The sequence below is a fragment of the Enterobacter sp. MGH 4 genome, from assembly GCF_000534735.1.
In the GTDB taxonomy this organism is placed as follows: Bacteria; Pseudomonadota; Gammaproteobacteria; order Enterobacterales; family Enterobacteriaceae; genus Enterobacter; species Enterobacter intestinihominis.
This window is the reverse complement of the sequence record NZ_KI973297.1, coordinates 29,769-47,592: the sequence shown is the minus strand read 5'-3', so window position 1 is coordinate 47,592 and position 17,824 is coordinate 29,769. Positions and strand designations below refer to the sequence as shown.

22 protein-coding genes are annotated in these 17,824 nt (G+C 57.5%); 19 read left to right on the top strand and 3 right to left on the bottom strand.

Annotated elements, in window-relative coordinates; genetic code table 11:
- The first annotated feature begins 63 nt into the window (after window positions 1-63).
- From mdcA to mdcH, 8 genes are all read left to right on the top strand, one after another.
- On the top strand, window positions 64-1,719 hold the full coding sequence (gene mdcA / locus L350_RS02630) for a malonate decarboxylase subunit alpha (RefSeq protein WP_023298766.1): 1,656 nt from the start codon (window positions 64-66) through the stop codon (window positions 1,717-1,719).
- Window positions 1,719-2,576 carry a triphosphoribosyl-dephospho-CoA synthase gene (locus tag L350_RS02635; protein ID WP_032626775.1) on the top strand — a complete coding sequence of 286 codons (858 nt, stop codon included), beginning with the start codon at window positions 1,719-1,721 and terminating at the stop codon, window positions 2,574-2,576. The genes mdcA and L350_RS02635 overlap by 1 nt, the downstream gene beginning before the upstream one ends.
- A 9-nt stretch (window positions 2,577-2,585) precedes the next feature.
- Window positions 2,586-2,885 carry a malonate decarboxylase acyl carrier protein gene (mdcC, locus tag L350_RS02640; protein WP_000411786.1) on the top strand — a complete coding sequence of 100 codons (300 nt, stop codon included), beginning with the start codon at window positions 2,586-2,588 and terminating at the stop codon, window positions 2,883-2,885.
- Window positions 2,878-3,711 (top strand): biotin-independent malonate decarboxylase subunit beta, encoded by an 834-nt coding sequence (locus L350_RS02645; protein ID WP_017384167.1) that lies wholly within the window; start codon window positions 2,878-2,880, stop codon window positions 3,709-3,711. The genes mdcC and L350_RS02645 overlap by 8 nt, the downstream gene beginning before the upstream one ends.
- The gene (gene mdcE, locus L350_RS02650; protein WP_032626891.1) at window positions 3,711-4,511 is read left to right on the top strand and encodes a biotin-independent malonate decarboxylase subunit gamma; all 801 of its coding nucleotides are present in this window, start codon (window positions 3,711-3,713) and stop codon (window positions 4,509-4,511) included. Before L350_RS02645 ends, mdcE begins: the two co-directional genes overlap by 1 nt.
- Window positions 4,512-4,634: 123 nt before the next feature.
- Window positions 4,635-5,594: an AEC family transporter gene (locus L350_RS02655; protein WP_023307100.1), complete on the top strand. Its 960-nt coding sequence runs from the start codon at window positions 4,635-4,637 to the stop codon at window positions 5,592-5,594.
- A gap of 2 nt (window positions 5,595-5,596) precedes the next feature.
- Window positions 5,597-6,214, top strand: a complete 618-nt coding sequence (locus L350_RS02660) for a malonate decarboxylase holo-ACP synthase (protein ID WP_032626773.1) — start codon at window positions 5,597-5,599, stop codon at window positions 6,212-6,214.
- Window positions 6,214-7,110 carry a malonate decarboxylase subunit epsilon gene (gene mdcH / locus L350_RS02665; protein WP_032626771.1) on the top strand — a complete coding sequence of 299 codons (897 nt, stop codon included), beginning with the start codon at window positions 6,214-6,216 and terminating at the stop codon, window positions 7,108-7,110. The genes L350_RS02660 and mdcH overlap by 1 nt, the downstream gene beginning before the upstream one ends.
- A 103-nt stretch (window positions 7,111-7,213) precedes the next feature.
- Here the strand turns inward: mdcH and L350_RS02670 are convergent, their stop codons facing one another.
- On the bottom strand, window positions 7,214-8,146 hold the full coding sequence (locus L350_RS02670; protein ID WP_022649599.1) for a LysR substrate-binding domain-containing protein: 933 nt from the start codon (window positions 8,144-8,146) through the stop codon (window positions 7,214-7,216).
- 15 nt (window positions 8,147-8,161) lie between these two features.
- A complete protein-coding gene (locus tag L350_RS02675; protein ID WP_023298762.1) occupies window positions 8,162-10,066 on the bottom strand; it encodes an ABC transporter ATP-binding protein in 1,905 nt (634 codons plus the stop codon).
- A 132-nt stretch (window positions 10,067-10,198) separates the two neighbouring features.
- Between L350_RS02675 and kefG the strand changes: the two genes are divergently transcribed.
- From kefG to slyD, 4 genes are all read left to right on the top strand, one after another.
- Complete coding sequence (kefG, locus tag L350_RS02680) at window positions 10,199-10,750, top strand: glutathione-regulated potassium-efflux system ancillary protein KefG (protein WP_003861686.1); 552 nt, start codon at window positions 10,199-10,201, stop codon at window positions 10,748-10,750.
- Window positions 10,750-12,555, top strand: coding sequence for a glutathione-regulated potassium-efflux system protein KefB (gene kefB / locus L350_RS02685; RefSeq protein WP_032626769.1), 1,806 nt, complete (start codon window positions 10,750-10,752; stop codon window positions 12,553-12,555). Before kefG ends, kefB begins: the two co-directional genes overlap by 1 nt.
- A 13-nt stretch (window positions 12,556-12,568) precedes the next feature.
- Window positions 12,569-12,769: a YheV family putative zinc ribbon protein gene (locus L350_RS02690; RefSeq protein WP_022649597.1), complete on the top strand. Its 201-nt coding sequence runs from the start codon at window positions 12,569-12,571 to the stop codon at window positions 12,767-12,769.
- Window positions 12,770-12,863: 94 nt separating this feature from the next.
- Window positions 12,864-13,427 (top strand): peptidylprolyl isomerase, encoded by a 564-nt coding sequence (gene slyD, locus L350_RS02695; RefSeq protein ID WP_032626767.1) that lies wholly within the window; start codon window positions 12,864-12,866, stop codon window positions 13,425-13,427.
- A 51-nt stretch (window positions 13,428-13,478) separates the two neighbouring features.
- Here slyD and L350_RS02700 read toward each other — a convergent pair whose 3' ends face one another.
- The gene (locus L350_RS02700; protein WP_023298761.1) at window positions 13,479-13,697 is read right to left on the bottom strand and encodes a protein SlyX; all 219 of its coding nucleotides are present in this window, start codon (window positions 13,695-13,697) and stop codon (window positions 13,479-13,481) included.
- A gap of 238 nt (window positions 13,698-13,935) precedes the next feature.
- Here L350_RS02700 and fkpA point away from each other — a divergent pair, with 238 nt between their 5' ends.
- The 7 genes from fkpA to rpsG all read left to right on the top strand — a co-directional run bounded on the left by fkpA (window position 13,936) and on the right by rpsG (window position 17,750).
- Complete coding sequence (gene fkpA, locus L350_RS02705; RefSeq protein WP_003861695.1) at window positions 13,936-14,754, top strand: FKBP-type peptidyl-prolyl cis-trans isomerase; 819 nt, start codon at window positions 13,936-13,938, stop codon at window positions 14,752-14,754.
- Window positions 14,755-14,921: 167 nt separating this feature from the next.
- Window positions 14,922-15,644 (top strand): helix-turn-helix transcriptional regulator, encoded by a 723-nt coding sequence (locus L350_RS02710; protein WP_003861697.1) that lies wholly within the window; start codon window positions 14,922-14,924, stop codon window positions 15,642-15,644.
- Window positions 15,644-16,030, top strand: coding sequence for a sulfurtransferase complex subunit TusD (gene tusD, locus L350_RS02715; protein ID WP_032626765.1), 387 nt, complete (start codon window positions 15,644-15,646; stop codon window positions 16,028-16,030). Before L350_RS02710 ends, tusD begins: the two co-directional genes overlap by 1 nt.
- Window positions 16,030-16,389, top strand: a complete 360-nt coding sequence (gene tusC / locus L350_RS02720) for a sulfurtransferase complex subunit TusC (RefSeq protein ID WP_023298759.1) — start codon at window positions 16,030-16,032, stop codon at window positions 16,387-16,389. Before tusD ends, tusC begins: the two co-directional genes overlap by 1 nt.
- 7 nt (window positions 16,390-16,396) lie before the next feature.
- Window positions 16,397-16,684, top strand: coding sequence for a sulfurtransferase complex subunit TusB (gene tusB / locus L350_RS02725; RefSeq protein WP_022649592.1), 288 nt, complete (start codon window positions 16,397-16,399; stop codon window positions 16,682-16,684).
- Window positions 16,685-16,808: 124 nt separating this feature from the next.
- Complete coding sequence (gene rpsL, locus L350_RS02730; protein ID WP_000246815.1) at window positions 16,809-17,183, top strand: 30S ribosomal protein S12; 375 nt, start codon at window positions 16,809-16,811, stop codon at window positions 17,181-17,183.
- A gap of 96 nt (window positions 17,184-17,279) precedes the next feature.
- The gene (gene rpsG / locus L350_RS02735; RefSeq protein ID WP_003861706.1) at window positions 17,280-17,750 is read left to right on the top strand and encodes a 30S ribosomal protein S7; all 471 of its coding nucleotides are present in this window, start codon (window positions 17,280-17,282) and stop codon (window positions 17,748-17,750) included.
- The last annotated feature ends 74 nt before the right edge of the window (window positions 17,751-17,824 follow it).

Below are 17,824 nucleotides of genomic sequence, written 5' to 3'. Positions count from 1 at the left end.
AGAGCGCACACTTTACTCAACGTTAAGCAAATCAGAATGATGTGCTGAATCAGGAGGTTAATAATGTTATCTGGGCAAACACCCACCCGGCAATGGAACACCCGACGCAGTGAGAAAGCGCGTCGTCTGGCGTCCGTACCGGTGCAGGGCAAGGTACTGCCAACCGGCGATCTTGTCGCCATGCTGGAAAAACTGATCGCACCAGGCGACAAAGTCGTTCTGGAAGGCAACAACCAGAAGCAGGCGGATTTCCTTTCCCGTTCACTGGCCGAAGTGAACCCGCAAATCGTGCACGATCTGCATATGATCATGCCGAGCGTGGGCCGCAGCGAACATCTGGACATCTTTGAGAAAGGCATCGCCCGCAAGCTGGACTTCTCCTTCTCCGGTACGCAAAGCCTGCGAATCTCCCAACTGCTGGAGGATGGTCAGCTCGAAATCGGGGCGATTCACACCTACATCGAACTCTACTCACGTTTATACGTCGACCTATCGCCAAACGTGGCGCTGATTGCCGGTTTTAAAGCGGACCGCAAAGGCAACCTCTATACCGGGGCGAGTACCGAAGATACTCCGGCGCTGGTGGAAGCCGCCGCGTTCCACGACGGCATCGTCATCGCACAGGTGAACGAGCTGGTGGACGACGAGTGCGACCTGCCGCGCGTCGATATTCCGGGCTCGTGGATCGATTACGTGGTGGTGGCGGACAAGCCGTTCTTTATTGAACCGCTCTTTACCCGCGACCCGCGCCTGATTAAACAGGAACACATCCTGATGGCGATGATGGCGATTAAAGGCATCTACGCTGAACACCAGGTGCAGTCCCTGAACCACGGGATTGGCTTTAATACCGCAGCGATCGAACTGCTGCTGCCAACCTACGGCGAACAGCTCGGACTCAAAGGCAAAATCTGTAAACACTGGACTTTGAACCCGCATCCAACGCTGATCCCGGCCATCGAAAGCGGCTGGGTGGAGAGCGTCCACTGCTTCGGCGGCGAGCTGGGGATGGAAGAGTACATCCGCGCCCGTCCGGACGTGTTCTTTACCGGTGCTGATGGCTCCATGCGCTCTAACCGCGCCTTCTGTCAGCTGGCTGGTCAGTACGCGGTCGATATGTTTATCGGCTCCACGCTACAGGTTGATGGTTACGCTAACTCCTCAACCGTGACCCGCGGCCGTCTCTCCGGCTTCGGCGGCGCACCAAACATGGGCCACGATCCGCACGGTCGTCGCCACGCCACACCGGCCTGGCTGAACATGATCACCGAGCCTGACCCGATGCAGCGCGGTAAAAAGCTGGTTGTGCAGATGGTGGAAACCTTCCAGGCGGGCGTGAAGCCAACCTTCGTGGAGAAACTCGACGCTGTTGACGTCGCGAAAGCCTCCGGCATGCCGCTGGCGCCGGTCATGATTTACGGCGATGACGTCACCCACGTGCTGACGGAAGAGGGGATTGCTTACCTCTACCGGGCGAAAGATCTGGAAGAGCGTCGCGCCATGGTCGCCGCCGTGGCGGGTATCACCGATATCGGTCTGGGCGTTGACGCCAAACGCGTGGCGGAACTGCGCCAGAGCGGCAAGGTTGTGTATCCGGAAGATATGGGCATTCGTCGTACCGATGCCACCCGCTCTCTGCTGGCTGCGGGCAGCGTAGCTGACCTCGTAGAGTGGTCCGGTGGCCTGTATAACCCACCTGCGAAATTCCGGAGCTGGTAATGAAACTTCTGCCCCAGATCCAGGTTGAAGGCGGTGCCGAATGGCTGGCGCGAACCGCCACGCAGTGTCTGATTGACGAAGCACGTTTAAGCCCGAAGCCCGGTCTGGTGGACAGCCGGGGGAACGGCGCGCATCACGATTTATCGCTTGCGCTGATGGAGCGCTCCGCTCACAGCCTGACCCCCACGTTTCAGGCGCTGGCGCAACAGAGCTGGCAGCGTCCGGCGGATATTGCCCTCAGGCAAACCGTTGGCCGCCTGGGTCGTGAAGGCGAACGGCAGATGATGGCCGCTACCGACGGCGTGAACACACACCGTGGCGCGATCTGGGCGCTGGGATTGCTGGTGAGCGCGTTGGCGATGCTGGGCGGCGATGCCCGGGCGCAAACCGTCGCGAACACCGCCGCTCAGCTGGCGAAGCTGCCGGATGACGCGGCGCCGAAAGTATTCAGCAAGGGGTTACGCGTCACGCACCGCTACCGTGTACCGGGCGCGCGTGAAGAGGCTCAGCAGGCGTTTCCGCACATCATGCAGCGCGCGCTGCCGCAGCTTCACCTCAGCCGTCTCAACGGCAGCAGCGAAACGCAGGCCAGACTCGACGCGCTGATGGCGATCATGACCTCGCTCACCGACACCTGCGTGCTGTCGCGCGCCGGCATGGAGGGGCTGGACGCCATGCAGAACGGCGCCCGTGCGGTGCTGAACGCCGGAGGATGCGCAACGCTCGCCGGGCAGCAGGCGCTGGCGCGGTTAGACCGTCAGATGCTGGCGCTTAACGCCTCGCCGGGCGGAGCCGCAGACCTGCTTGCCGCCACGCTGTTTCTTGACCGCGTCGAAACGCCCTATTCAAAGCATTAAGAGGATGTTATGGAAAAAATCACATTGACCGTGCCCGCCAGCCGCGAAGTAAGCGGCAGGGCGCTGGCAGGGGTCGTCGGTTCCGGGGATATGGAGGTGCTTTTCACCGCCGAACCGGGCCAGACCTTAACCATTGATATCACCACCTCCGTCGACAACAGCCGTGGGCGCTGGGAGGCGTTGTTCAACCGCCTGCAAACCGTCAGCAGCCTGCCCGCAGGTAAGCTGACCATCCACGACTTCGGCGCGACGCCGGGCGTGGCACGCATTCGTATCGAACAGGTTTTTGAAGGGGTGAACCATGCGTGATGACAGCAGCTTTATCGAATTAAAAGCGCGCCAGCGTGCGCAGGCGCTGCTCGACGACGGCAGCTACCGCGAACTGCTGGATCCGTTTGAAGGCATTATCTCTCCGTGGCTTGGGCCACAGGGGATTGTTCCTCAGGCCGATGACGGCATGGTGGTCGCGAAAGGGACCATCAACGGCCAGCCTGCGGTGGTGGTGGCGATTGAAGGCACCTTCCAGGGCGGCAGCATGGGCGAAGTGTCCGGCGCCAAAATGGCGGCGGCGCTGGAGCTGGCGGCGGAAGATAACCGCAACGGCATTCCGACTCAGGCGGTGCTGTGCCTCGAAACCGGCGGCGTGCGTTTGCAGGAAGCCAACCTCGGCCTGGCGGCGATTGCCGATATCCACGCCGCGATCGTTGACCTGCGTCGCTATACCCCGGTCGTCGGGATTGTCGCCGGGACCGTGGGCTGCTTCGGTGGGATGTCTATCGCCGCGGCGCTGTGCAGCTACCTGATTGTGACCCGCGAAGCGCGTCTTGGCCTCAACGGCCCGCAGGTTATTGAGCAGGAAGCGGGCATTGAAGAGTACGACTCCCGCGACCGTCCGTTTATCTGGAGCATGACCGGCGGCGAAGTACGCTTTGAAAGCGGGCTGGTGGACGCGCTGGTGGGCGACGGCGTGAACGCGGTGAAAGCCGCGATGAACGAAGCCATCGCCAAAGGCGTACCGGCGAAACATCGCACCGATAACTACGACGATTACCTGAACCGTCTGACGAATTTCGACACCCGCAAACAGGCCGATGCCGAACAGATTAAAGCGCTTTTTGCCCGGGAGGTGAAATGATGACTAACGCAATTAGCCGTGGCGAACTCTGGCTGGAAACTCTGGCCCCGAACGCGAAACGTCTGGAGGGGTTATGCCCCTCCGTGCAGGCCGCAGACGGCGAGCTAAACGGTGAAACGGTGCGTTTTGTCGCCGTGGTGCCGGACGCCAACAACCACTTCCCGCGCGCGGCGCAGGGTGAAGTCGGCCTGCTGGAAGGATGGACGCTGGCAAAAGTGGTCAGCGAAACCGTCGCCGCTGACGCCGATAAAGCCGTGAAGCGCCCGATTGTGGCGGTGATCGATGTCCCAAGCCAGGCCTATGGCCGTCGCGAAGAGGCGTTTGGTATCCACCAGGCGCTGGCCGGCGCCGCTGCCGCCTATGCCAATGCGCGGCTGGCGGGGCATCCGGTGATTGGTCTTATCGTCGGTAAGGCCATGTCCGGCGCGTTTCTGGCGCACGGCTACCAGGCCAACCGCCTGATTGCCTTCAACGATAAAGGCGTGCTGATCCATGCCATGGGCAAAGAGTCTGCGGCGCGCATTACGCTGCGTACCGTGGAGGCGCTGGAAAAACTGGCGGCAACCATTCCGCCAATGGCGTACGACATCAGCAACTACGCCACGCTGGGGCTGCTCTCCGACCTGCTGGATATCAGCAACCCGGATGCCCCTTCCGAAAGCGATCTGACGCGGGTGAAAACTACCCTGCAACAGGCCATCAGCGACGCTCGTCAGGACACCACGTTGAAAAACCGTCTGGGTGCTGACAACCGCCGCAGCTCGGCGCTCGTACGTGAACGTATGCGAGCCAGCTGGTAAGTAAAAAGAGACCTGCCAGATGCATTACCCCGTGGGCGCGCCCGTTGCGTCCACGCGGGAACCTGCATCCTGAAAATAATAAACATCGCGCCAGTGCTTAAACTTTTTTACTACAGGTGATTTATGACTTACGTAATTGTTCATGCTCTTGCACCGATTTTCGTCATCATGCTGCTGGGATTCTGGGCCGGTAAAGCAAAGATGGTCGATAACAAAAATGTTTCCCTGCTGAATATCTTCGTTATGGATTTTGCACTCCCTGCCGCGTTGTTCAGCGCCACCGTGCAAACCCCGTGGACCGGCATTGTGGCGCAGTCGCCGCTGATCCTGGTTCTCACCCTGGCGATGTGGATCACCTATGCGGCCATCTACTTCCTCGCCACCAAAGTCTTTAAAAAATCTCCGCAGGATGCGGCCGTACTGACGCTGACCGTCGCTCTGCCAAACTATGCGGCGCTCGGCCTGCCGATTCTGGGCAGCGTGCTGGGTGAAAGTTCTTCTACTTCACTCTCCGTGGCGGTCTCCATCGCCTGTGGTTCGGTGCTGATGACCCCGTTCTGCCTGCTTATTCTGGAGCGTGAGAAAGCCCGCGCCGAAGGCAATAACTCCGGTTCAACGCTTTCCATGCTGCCGGTGCTGATGTGGCGCTCCATTAAAAAACCGATCGTGATGGGCCCGCTGCTGGGTGTGATCCTGTCCGCTATCGGCATCAAAATGCCAGAGCTGGTACTGGCGGCGATTAAACCTCTGGGATTGTCCGCGACCGCTGCGGCGCTGTTCCTGACCGGGGTGATCCTCTCCGCGCGTAAGCTTCAGATCAACACCATGGTGATCACTTCCACTATCGCCAAGCTGCTGATCCAGCCAGCAATTGCCTGGGGTATCGTTTTAATCTTCGGTCTGCACGGCTCCGTGGCGATCACCGCCATCCTGATGATTGCGCTGTCTGCGGGCTTCTTTGGCGTGGTGTTCGGTAACCGCTTTGGCGTGCAGTCGCCGGATGCTGAAGCCGTGCTGCTGTTGAGCTCCATACTGTGTATCCTGTCGCTGCCGCTGTTTATCTCGCTGACTTCAGGAATGTAATTATGACCACAACATTACGCCCACACGACCTCATCTGGCTTACCGCGCGCGACGCCCTGGAAGGGATTACCGAATCCTGGGCAGACGCGGTCTGGCATACCGGGCTGCCGGTAGTGGTGCGGCGTGATGTTGATAATGAAGGCCGTATTCCCGTTGGCGTGCGCGGATTGCGCCGCGACCAGCGAGCGGCCGGATGGGTGAAGCCTGAGAACGTGTTGCGCGTGGTGTCGCCCGAAGAGTTGAGCGTTGCCGCCGACCTGCTGCGTTCGCCGTTTGTCACTCAGCCGCCGGTTCAGGTGGCGCTTCAGCTTGCGCAGCAGTCGTGGCCGTGGACGTGGGGGATAACCGGCAGTACGGGTTACGCGCTGGCGACCGGCATTCCGGTGATCCACGCCGATAGCGATCTCGATCTGCTGATCCGCGCCCCGCGTACCGTTTCCCCTGAGGCGTTTACTGACTGGCAGGCTCAGCTCAGCCGTGCGTTGTGCCGGGCGGATACGCAGGTGGACACGCCCGAGGGCGGATTCGCGCTGGCAGAATGGTTACGCGACGGCAAAACGCTGCTAAAAACGCAATGTGGACCGCGCCTGGTAGCGGATCCATGGCACAGGGAGGAGTAATGAAAATACTGTTTACCTTTCCGGGGCAGGGCACACAGCACGAAGGTATGCTGCAAAACCTGCCGGGAACGGAGCTGGAGCAGGCCCGTGCTGTGCTGGGGGCGGAAGTCGATACCCTGGACAGCGCATCCTCGTTAACCCACACCCGTGCGGTTCAGCTTTCACTGCTGATTGCCGGCGTGGCCTGGGCGCGCGAGCTGGAACGTCGCGGCGTGTCGCCGGATATTGTCAGCGGTCTGTCCATTGGCGCTTATCCTGCGGCGGTTATCGCAGGCTCGCTGGACTTTACGGATGCGCTGAAGCTGGTGGCGCTGCGCGGTGATTTGATGGAGCAGGCGTATCCGCACGGCTACGGCCTGACGGCGATTATGGGGTTGACCCTGCCGCAGGTGGAAAACCTGATTCAGGGGACTGGAACCTATATCGCTAACCTGAACGCCGAAACGCAGATCGTGATTGCCGGAACCGATGACGGTATGGCGCAGGTGGCGGAGTGCGCGCTGGCGAAGGGTGCAAGCAAGGCCAAACGGCTGGCGGTGAGCGTGCCATCGCACTGCGCGCTGCTGGCGGAACCGGCGAAGAAGCTGGCAGCGGCGTTTGAATCGGTCACGCTTTCCCGTCCCCGCTGCGCGTACCTGAGCGGCAGTACCGGACGCGTGCTCTGGCAGCCGGAGAAAATTGCCGACGATCTGGCAATGAACATGGCGCGAACCGTGCGCTGGCAGGAGGCGGTGATTTCCGCTAACGAGCGTGAAGCGCGGCTGGCGATTGAGATGCCGCCGGGAGGCATATTAACCTGCCTGACGCGGCAGGCGGCGTGGGAAGGCGAATCCATTTCGCTGGAGCGCAGCGGGGTGGACGTGGCGGTGCATCTGGCGGGGCGGCTTCGTGCGTGAGTTTTTTTTGCCCGGTGGCGGCTGCGCCTTACCGGGCCTACGGGTTCGGTTGTATTATTTTGTAGGCCGGGTAAGACGCAACGCGTCGCCACCCGGCAAGGCCTCAGGCTCCGTCCTGCAAACTTCTGGCGTACATCCGCCCTTCCGCGGCCAATGCCCGCAGGCTCGGATCCTGCTCGCGGTTGCGGGCAAAGACGATCGCAATCAGCTGCTGCATCTGGTACGGCTGCGCCAGCTTCAGTAGCTGCACCGAATTTTCGTACACTTTCTTCATCCTGCCCGGCATCAGCGTAAACCCGACCCCCGCCTGCACCAGGCTCAGCATCGAGAAAATATCGTTTACCCGCGTCACAATCTCCGGCTCGAAACCGGCAATATGAAACGCTTCCTGAAACCCGGCGTAAGTGGCGAACCCTTCCGCGAGGGCGACAAACTTCTGATCTTTATAGTCACGCAGATCGGCGGGACCGCTGGTATTCAGCGTGGCAGAGGCCGGTGCGGCAAGGAAAATATCGTCATGGAACAGGGGCAGCACTTCGAGGCTGTTACGGTCGATATCGCTCTCGGAGATAGAGATTAAAATCGCATCCAGCGACCCCTCATCCAGCATATGGAGCAGGGTTTCGTTCGAGCCCATCGTCAGATCCATCTCCAGATCCGGACGGCGCAGCTTCATGCCCATTATCAGGCGCGGCACGGTTTCCAGCGTCAGCGAGTAAAGCGTACCGACGCGCAACCGTCCCTGGCCGATACCGGCAATCTTGCGCGACTCTTCCAGCCCGCGCTCCATCACCTGCATCACCTCCTGACAATACTCCAGCAGCGTCCACGCGGAGGGGAGGGCAATCAGGTTACGCCCTTTGTGAGCAAAGAGCGGGCAGCGGACGTTCTCTTCGAGGGTATGCAGCGCGCGGTGCACGCTGACACCGCTCAGGCCGAGCGTTTCGGCGGTACGTGCGATATTGCCCTTGTCCATGAACGTCATGAAGATGCTGAGCTTACGGAATGTAATCTCGCTCGTGGTATCGAAGCCCATAACCCTCCCGGCGTGTTAGTCGGCTTGCAGCATCGCTTCCAGCTGTTCCTGCGCGTCCAGCCATGCCATTTCGCACTCTTCGAGACTGGATTTGGTTTTCGCCTGCGTTTGCAGACAGTCCGTCAGCTCCGCTTTGCGGCTCTGATCGTACAGTTCGCTGTCGCCCAGCTTCTCTTCGACGGCGGCAAGCGTGGCGTTAAGCTTTTCCATCTCTTTTTCGAGACGGGTAATCTCTTTACGCAGCGGCTGAGTCTGGGTGCGCAGTTCCGCTTCACGGCGCTTCTGGTCTTTACGCGCCTGGGCGCTGTTGGCGTTGTCTTTCGCTGACTCTTCCGGCTGGTTTTCCTGCTTCTGCACGTCCGTCAACCACTGCTGGTAATCTTCCAGATCGCCGTCGAACGGCTCCACTTTGCCGCCGTGAACCAGATAGAGATCGTCGGTGGTGGAGCGGATCAGGTGGCGATCGTGCGAAACGACAACCAGCGCCCCTTCGAACTCGATCAGCGCTTCGGTCAGCGCCTGACGCATGTCGAGATCGAGGTGGTTGGTCGGTTCATCGAGCAGCAGCAGGTTTGGACGCTGCCAGACGATCAGCGCCAGCACCAGACGCGCTTTTTCGCCGCCGGAGAAACGCGCTGTATTTTCAGTCACCTTATCGCCCTGGAAGCCAAAGCCGCCGAGGTAGTCACGCAGCTTCTGCTCCATCTCCTGCGGCGCCAGGCGCGCCAGGTGCTGGATCGGCGATTCATCGGCGCGTAAAAATTCCAGCTGATGCTGGGCGAAGTAGCCAAGCTTGATGCCCTTCGCCAGCCCGATTTCGCCGCTGACCGGGTTAAGCTCGCCCGCCAGCAGCTTGATCAGCGTCGATTTACCGGCGCCGTTACGCCCCAGCAGACCGATGCGTGAACCCGGCACCAGGTTGAGCTTGATAGAGTCGAGAATAATGCGATCGCCATAGCCCGCGCTCACTTTTTCCATCTTCAGCAGCGGGTTCGGCAGGCTCTCCGGCTCGCGGAAGCTGAAGTGGAACGGGTTATCCACGTGCGCGGGGGCGATCATCTCCATGCGTTCCAGCATTTTGACGCGGCTCTGCGCCTGCTTGGCTTTTGACGCCTTGGCCTTGAAGCGATCCACAAAGCTTTGCAGGTGCGCCACGCGCTGTTGCTGGCTTTCATACATCGCCTGCTGCTGGGCGAGGCGCGTCGCGCGCTGGCGCTCGAAAGAGCTGTAGTTGCCGGTGTACTCGAACAGGCTTTGCTGTTCGATATGAATGATTTTATCCACCACCGGGTCGAGGAAGTCGCGGTCGTGGGAGATCAGAATCAGAGTGCCCTGATAGCTCTTGAGCCACTTCTCCAGCCAAATAACCGCATCGAGATCGAGGTGGTTGGTCGGTTCATCGAGCAGCAGGAGGTCAGAGCGGCAGATCAGCGCCTGCGCCAGGTTAAGGCGCATACGCCAGCCACCCGAGAAATCGCTCACCGGGCGTTCAAGCTGTTCGTTGCTGAAGCCCAGGCCGTGCAGCAGGCTGGAGGCGCGGGAGCGAATGGTCCAGGCGTCGATGGCGTCCAGCTTGCCGTGGACGGTGGCGATGGCGTGGCCGTCGTTGCGCTCGTTGGCGGCGTTGAGCTCCGCTTCGAGCTTGCGGTATTCACGGTCGCCGTCGATAACATAGTCGAGCGCCGGTTCGCTCAGCGCGGGGGTCTCCTGGTTTACCCAGGCGAGCTGCCAGTTGCCCGGGAAGGTAAAGTTCCCGCCATCCGCGCTTATCTCGTTTTTCAGCAGTGCCAGCAGGGTGGATTTACCGCAGCCGTTTTTGCCGACCAGCCCCACTTTCTGGCCCGGGTTGATGGTAGCAGTCGCGTTATCCAGCAGGACGCGCACGCCGCGACGAATTTGTAACGAGGAGAAAACAATCATAGAAGCGCCGTATGTTCCGACTATGTTAATTTGTCATTATGATAATGTAAGGTGTGGGCCAATTTCCCCACCGGGCCGCCATGGTAGCCCAAAACGACAACAATACACAAAAACAGAACCGGGAGGGGAGTGATGTCTCAGACAGCGAAAGTGCTGCTGCTGTATGCCCATCCGGAATCACAGGACTCGGTGGCAAACCGGGTGCTGCTTAAGCCGGCCACACAGCTCAGTAACGTAACGGTGCACGATCTCTACGCGCACTATCCCGATTTCTTTATTGATATTCCTTACGAGCAGGAACTGCTGCGTCAGCACGACGTGATTGTGTTCCAGCATCCGCTTTATACCTATAGCTGTCCGGCGCTGCTGAAAGAGTGGCTGGACCGCGTGCTGAGCCGGGGCTTTTCCAGCGGGGTGGGGGGCAACCAGCTGGCGGGAAAGTACTGGCGGAGTGTCATCACCACCGGTGAGCCGGAAAGCGCTTACCGTCACGACGGGCTGAACCGTTACCCCATGAGCGACATTCTGCGGCCGTTTGAGCTGACGGCGGCGATGTGCCGTATGCACTGGATGAGCCCGATTATTATCTACTGGGCACGGCGGCAGGATCCGAAAGCGCTGGCGAGCCATGCCAGGGCCTATGGCGAATGGCTGGCGTCACCGATTCCGGCGGGAGGACGCTAATGAACGGTTCGAATTTACTCCTCGCCGGGGTGCTGTTTTTGTTTGCCGCCGTCGTCGCGGTCCCCCTTGCCGCGCGTCTCGGCATTGGCGCGGTGCTGGGCTATTTGCTGGCGGGGATAGCCATTGGTCCCTGGGGGCTTGGGTTTATCAGCGATGTGGATGAAATTCTCCACTTCTCCGAGCTGGGCGTGGTGTTCCTGATGTTCATCATCGGGCTTGAGCTTAATCCGTCCAAGCTGTGGCAACTGCGGCAATCTATTTTTGGCGTCGGGGCGGCGCAGGTGTTGCTCAGCGCCGCCATTCTGGCGGGCCTGCTGATGCTGACGCAGTTTTCCTGGCAGGCCGCGGTGATTGGCGGGATCGGTCTTGCAATGTCGTCGACGGCGATGGCGCTTCAGCTGATGCGCGACAAAGGGATGAACCGCAACGAGGCGGGGCAACTGGGCTTTTCGGTGCTGCTGTTCCAGGATTTAGCGGTGATCCCGGCGCTGGCGCTGGTGCCGCTGCTGGCAGGCTCCGGAGACGATCATTTCGACTGGATGAAGATCTCCATGAAGGTGCTGGCCTTCGCGGGGATGCTGATCGGCGGACGGTTTTTACTGCGTCCAGTGTTCCGGTTTATTGCGGCATCCGGCGTACGCGAGGTCTTCACCGCCGCAACGCTGCTGCTGGTGCTTGGTTCAGCGCTGTTTATGGATGCGCTGGGGCTGTCGATGGCGCTCGGTACGTTTATCGCCGGGGTGCTGCTTGCGGAAAGCGAGTACCGCCACGAGCTGGAAACCGCCATCGATCCGTTTAAGGGGCTGCTGTTAGGGCTGTTCTTTATCTCGGTGGGTATGGCGCTTAATCTTGGCGTGCTCTATACCCATCTGCTGTGGGTTATTGCGAGTGTCGCCGTGCTGGTGGCGGTCAAAACGCTGGTGCTGTATCTCCTCGCGCGGATTTACGGGCTGCGCAGCTCGGAAAGGATGCAGTTTTCCAGCGTGTTAAGTCAGGGCGGAGAGTTTGCGTTTGTGCTGTTTTCCACTGCGTCGTCTCAGAAACTGTTCAAAGATGACCAGATGGCGCTGCTGCTGGTGACGGTCACGCTGTCGATGATGACCACGCCGCTGCTGATGAAGCTGGTGGACAAACTGCTGTCGCGCCGCCTGAATCCCGCAGACGATGAAGACGAAGCGCCGTGGGTGGAGGATGATAAACCGCAGGTGATCGTCGTGGGCTTTGGCCGCTTCGGACAGGTGATTGGTCGCCTGTTGATGGCAAATAAAATGCGCATTACGGTGCTGGAGCGCGATATCAGCGCCGTCAACCTGATGCGCAAATATGGTTATAAGGTGTACTACGGGGATGCGACGCAGCTTGAGCTGTTGCGCTCGGCGGGGGCAGAGGCTGCGGAGTCCATCGTCATCACCTGTAACGATCCGGAAGACACAATGAAGCTGGTGGAGCTGTGCCAGCAGCATTTCCCGCATCTGCATATTCTGGCGCGTGCGCGCGGACGTGTTGAGGCTCACGAACTTTTGCAGGCGGGTGTGAAACACTTCTCCCGCGAAACCTTCTCCAGCGCGCTGGAGCTGGGGCGCAAGGCGCTGGTTTCGCTGGGTATGCATCCTCACCAGGCGCAACGCGCCCAGATGCATTTCCGCCGGCTGGATATGCGAATGCTGCGTGAACTGATGCCTGTGCACAGCGACACGGCGCAGATCTCCCGCGTGCGGGAAGCGCGTCGCGAACTGGAGGAGATCTTCCAGCGTGAGATGCAACAGGAACGACGCCAGCTCGACGGCTGGGATGAATTTGAATAAAGGGTAACGAAAGATGGCTTTACGTAAACGCTTTATCGCGGGCGCAAAATGCCCGTCCTGCCAGGCGCAAGATACGCTGGCCATGTGGCGGGAGAATAATATCGATATTGTTGAATGTGTTAAGTGCGGTCACCAGATGCGTGAGGCCGACAAAGAAGCCCGCGATCACGTTCGCAAAGAAGAGCAAGTGATCGGCATTTTTCATCCAGACTAGCGATATGCTCTGAGTTTTTTTAAGCTTAAGGGTACACGGGTGCAGAATTCCGCTACAATCTGCGCCAGCAATTTTCCCACGCTCAGGAGATATCATGAAAGTAGCAAAAGACCTGGTGGTCAGCCTGGCCTATCAGGTACGTACAGAAGACGGTGTGTTGGTTGATGAGTCTCCGGTGAGTGCGCCGCTGGACTACCTGCATGGTCACGGTTCCCTGATTTCCGGCCTGGAAACGGCGCTGGAAGGTCATGAAGTTGGCGACAAATTCGACGTTGCTGTCGGCGCGAACGACGCTTACGGTCAGTATGATGACAACCTGGTTCAGCGCGTTCCTAAAGACGTGTTCATGGGCGTTGACGAGTTGCAGGTTGGCATGCGCTTCCTGGCTGAAACTGACCAGGGTCCGGTTCCGGTTGAAATCACAGAAGTTGAAGACGACCACGTTGTGGTTGACGGCAACCACATGCTGGCTGGTCAGAACCTGAAGTTCAACGTAGAAGTTGTTGCTATCCGTGAAGCGACCGAAGAAGAGCTGGCTCATGGCCACGTTCATGGTGCGCACGGTCACGACCATGACCACGATCACGGCCACGATCATGGTCATGACCACGGCCACGGTAAAGGTGGTTGCGGTAACGGCGGCTGCGGCTGCCACTGATTCCGTACTGCGGAAAATAAAAAAGCGGGATAATCCCGCTTTTTTTACGCCTCAATAATGAGGTGGTGGCGTCTCTTCAGCCTGAGAGGCGATGTGCGACGACTGCGTAGCCTTCACTTTTTCAGTGAGAAGTCGCATCAAATCGCGCATTTTTGCCATTTCAAGCTCATGAGCCGTCACGGTCTGGTTCAGTTCTTCGATGGTGATGTCCTGAAAAGCCAGGCGGCTTTCCAGCTCAGCCAGTCTCGCTTCGATCGTTGTATCCTTCATCATTCACCTCGTTTATCTCTCATGCGCCATAATGGACCAGCGGCGGCGAAGTTTATCTGACTTTTTCCTTAAGTACAGTATCCATCTCCCTGACAAGAAACTTATTTAAACAAAAATAGTCTGAAAAGAAGCGACATTCGGGGGAGTCTGTCTGTAGATTTCTTCCACAACGTTTTATAGTACGTCACTCATTTACGTTTAACACTGGGGTGAGAGACCTCAGGTCCTGGAGATATGGATGAAATCACTGTTTAAAGTTACGCTGCTGGCGACCACTATGGCTGTAGCGCTCAATGCGCCGCTGTCTTTCGCTGCTGATACTGCTGCGAAGCCTGCTGCGACTACAGACAGCAAAGCGGCATTCAAGAATGACGACCAGAAATCCGCCTACGCACTTGGCGCGTCTCTGGGCCGTTACATGGAAAACTCTCTGAAAGAACAAGAGAAACTGGGCATCAAACTGGACAAAAACCAGCTGATCGCAGGGGTTCAGGATGCGTTCGCAGACAAGAGCAAACTGTCTGACCAGGAAATCGAGCAGACTCTGCAAGCGTTTGAAGCGCGCGTGAAAGGCGCCGCTCAGACCAAGATGGAAGCAGACGCTAAAGATAACGAAGCGAAAGGCAAAGCCTACCGCGATAAGTTCGCTAAAGAGAAAGGCGTTAAAACGTCTTCTACTGGCCTGATCTATAAAGTTGAGAAAGAAGGTACCGGCGACGCGCCTAAAGACAGCGACACCGTTGTAGTTAACTACAAAGGTACGCTGATCGACGGTAAAGAATTCGATAATTCTTATACTCGCGGTGAGCCTCTCTCCTTCCGTCTGGACGGTGTGATCCCGGGCTGGACCGAAGGCCTGAAGAACATCAAGAAAGGCGGTAAAATCAAGCTGGTCATCCCACCGGATCTGGCTTACGGCAAAACCGGCGTTCCGGGTATCCCGGCTAACTCTACGCTGGTATTTGATGTAGAACTGCTGGACATCAAACCGGCGCCAAAAGCGGATGCGAAAACAGACGCACCGGCTGACGACAAAGCCGCAGCAGCTAAGAAGTAATGCTGAAAAAAACCGCCGCCTTTACAGGCGGCGGTTTTTTTATTGTGGGGCAGATATAATTAACACTGGAAAGCGTTATACACGCTGTATTAATTTAGTTGTCCGTGTAGATAATGAGCCTGCCCTGAAAACCTAACGACAGGCTCCTGAAAAGGAGTGTTTTTTTCATGTCTAGGTCGCTTTTAACCAACGAAACCAGTGAACTTGATTTGCTGGATCAACGTCCATTTGACCAGACCGACTTCGATATTCTGAAATCCTACGAAGCGGTAGTGGACGGGTTAGCGATGCTCATTGGTTCCCACTGCGAAATCGTATTGCATTCCCTGCAAGATCTTAAGTGTTCCGCTATCCGCATTGCGAATGGTGAGCACACTGGCCGTAAAATTGGTTCGCCAATCACCGACCTTGCATTGCGTATGTTGCATGACATGACCGGCGCGGACAGCAGCGTCTCAAAATGCTATTTCACCCGCGCCAAAAGCGGCGTGCTGATGAAATCAGAAACTATCGCGATTCGAAACCGCGAACACCGGGTGATCGGTCTGCTGTGCATCAACATGAACCTTGATGTGCCATTCTCGCAAATCATGAGCACTTTCATTCCGCCAGAAACGCCGGACGTGGGCTCATCGGTGAACTTTGCCTCTTCTGTTGAGGATCTCGTGACACAGACGCTGGAGTTCACCATTGAAGAGGTGAATGCCGATCGCAACGTATCCAACAACGCCAAGAATCGTCAGATCGTCCTGAACCTCTATGAGAAAGGGATTTTTGATATCAAAGATGCCATCAACCAGGTGGCCGATCGCCTGAATATCTCCAAACACACGGTTTACCTCTATATTCGCCAGTTCAAAAGCGGCGACTTCCTGGGGCAAGACAAGTAATGCGTTTTGCGTTAATGGTGACGGGCCCGGCGTACGGTACCCAGCAGGCCAGCAGCGCGCTACAGTTTGCCCATGCGCTGCTTGATGCCGGTCATGAACTGGCAAGCGTCTTCTTCTATCGTGAAGGGGTCTATAACGCGAACCAGTTTACGTCCCCGGCGAGCGATGAGTTTGACCTTGTGCGCGCCTGGCAAAAATTAAACGAAACGCAGGGCGTCGACCTGCATATCTGCGTCGCGGCGGCACTGCGTCGCGGCGTGACGGATGCGACTGAAGCCGAACGCCCTGGTCTGGCAGGGGCTAACCTGCAACCGGGCTTTTCGCTCAGCGGATTAGGCGCATTAGCACAGGCGGCGTTGACCTGCGACAGAGTGGTGCAATTTTGATGAAGCGCGTAGCGTTTGTTTTTACTTCTGCCCCGCATGGCAGCGCTTCAGGCCGGGAAGGGCTGGATGCATTGCTCGCGACCTCGGCTTTAACCGAAGATATTGGCGTCTTCTTTTTAGGCGATGGCGTATTCCAGCTTCTGGCAGGCCAACAACCGCAGGCCATTCTTGCGCGCGACTACATTGCGACCTTTAAAGTTCTGCCGCTCTATGACATTGAAACCTTCTATGTGTGCGCCGACTCGCTGGCCGCTCGTGGGTTAAATGAGAAAATACCGTTCGTGCTGGACGTGACGATCCTGACATCTTCTGCGCTGCGCGAACAACTTTCTCACTACGATACCGTTCTGACTTTCTGAGGCTATCATGCTCCATACCCTGAGCCGTTCACCGTGGCAATGCGATATCGACACGTTACTGAGCATGCTGCGCGAAGGCGATGATCTGCTGCTGATTCAGGATGGCGTGCTCGCGGCGCTTGATGGCAGCCGTTTTGTTGAAATCCTCGCTAATGCCCCCATAACAGTCTCTGCGCTTAAAGAGGATCTGGATGCGCGGGGTCTTTCTGGTCAAATTTCAGCCAAAATTGACGTGGTTGGCTATACTGATTTCGTCAATCTTACTGTGACGCACGCCAGTCAAATGAACTGGTGATTTGAGATCGCTGTATATTTCTTGACACCTTTTCGACGTAGCCCTAAAATTTCGCGTCCTCATATTGTATGAGGTCGTTTTATTACGTGTTTACGAAGCAAAAGCTAAAACCAGGAGCTATTTAATGGCAACAGTTAACCAGCTGGTACGCAAACCACGTGCACGCAAAGTTGCAAAAAGCAACGTGCCTGCGCTGGAAGCCTGCCCGCAGAAACGTGGCGTATGTACTCGTGTATATACCACCACTCCTAAAAAACCAAACTCCGCACTGCGTAAAGTATGCCGTGTGCGTTTGACTAACGGTTTCGAAGTGACTTCCTACATCGGTGGTGAAGGTCACAACCTTCAGGAGCACTCCGTGATCCTGATCCGTGGCGGTCGTGTTAAAGACCTTCCGGGTGTTCGTTACCACACCGTTCGTGGTGCGCTGGACTGCTCAGGTGTTAAAGACCGTAAGCAGGCTCGCTCCAAGTACGGCGTGAAGCGTCCTAAGGCTTAATGGTTCTCCGTTAAGTAAGGCCAAACTGATTTATCTTAATGTCAAACTAAACTCGTAGAGTTTTGGACAATCCTGAATTAACAACGGAGTAATCCCATGCCACGTCGTCGCGTCATTGGTCAGCGTAAAATTCTTCCAGATCCGAAATTCGGATCAGAACTGCTGGCAAAATTTGTAAATATCCTGATGGTAGATGGTAAAAAATCTACTGCAGAAGCAATCGTATACAGCGCGCTGGAGACCCTGGCTCAGCGTTCTGGTAAAAATGAACTGGAAGCTTTCGAAGTCGCTCTCGACAACGTGCGCCCGACTGTAGAAGTTAAGTCTCGCCGCGTTGGTGGTTCTACTTATCAGGTTCCAGTTGAAGTTCGTCCGGTTCGTCGTAATGCTCTGGCAATGCGTTGGATCGTTGAAGCTGCTCGTAAACGCGGTGATAAATCCATGGCTCTGCGTCTGGCGAACGAACTTTCTGATGCTGCAGAAAACAAAGGTACTGCAGTTAAGAAACGTGAAGACGTTCACCGTATGGCAGAAGCCAACAAGGCGTTCGCACACTACCGTTGGTAATCCCTTCGGAGTCGTAGTCACCAGGCGGGCGCTTCAGAGAAGCCGCCCGCTCTGGGTAACTTAACTGAACGCCT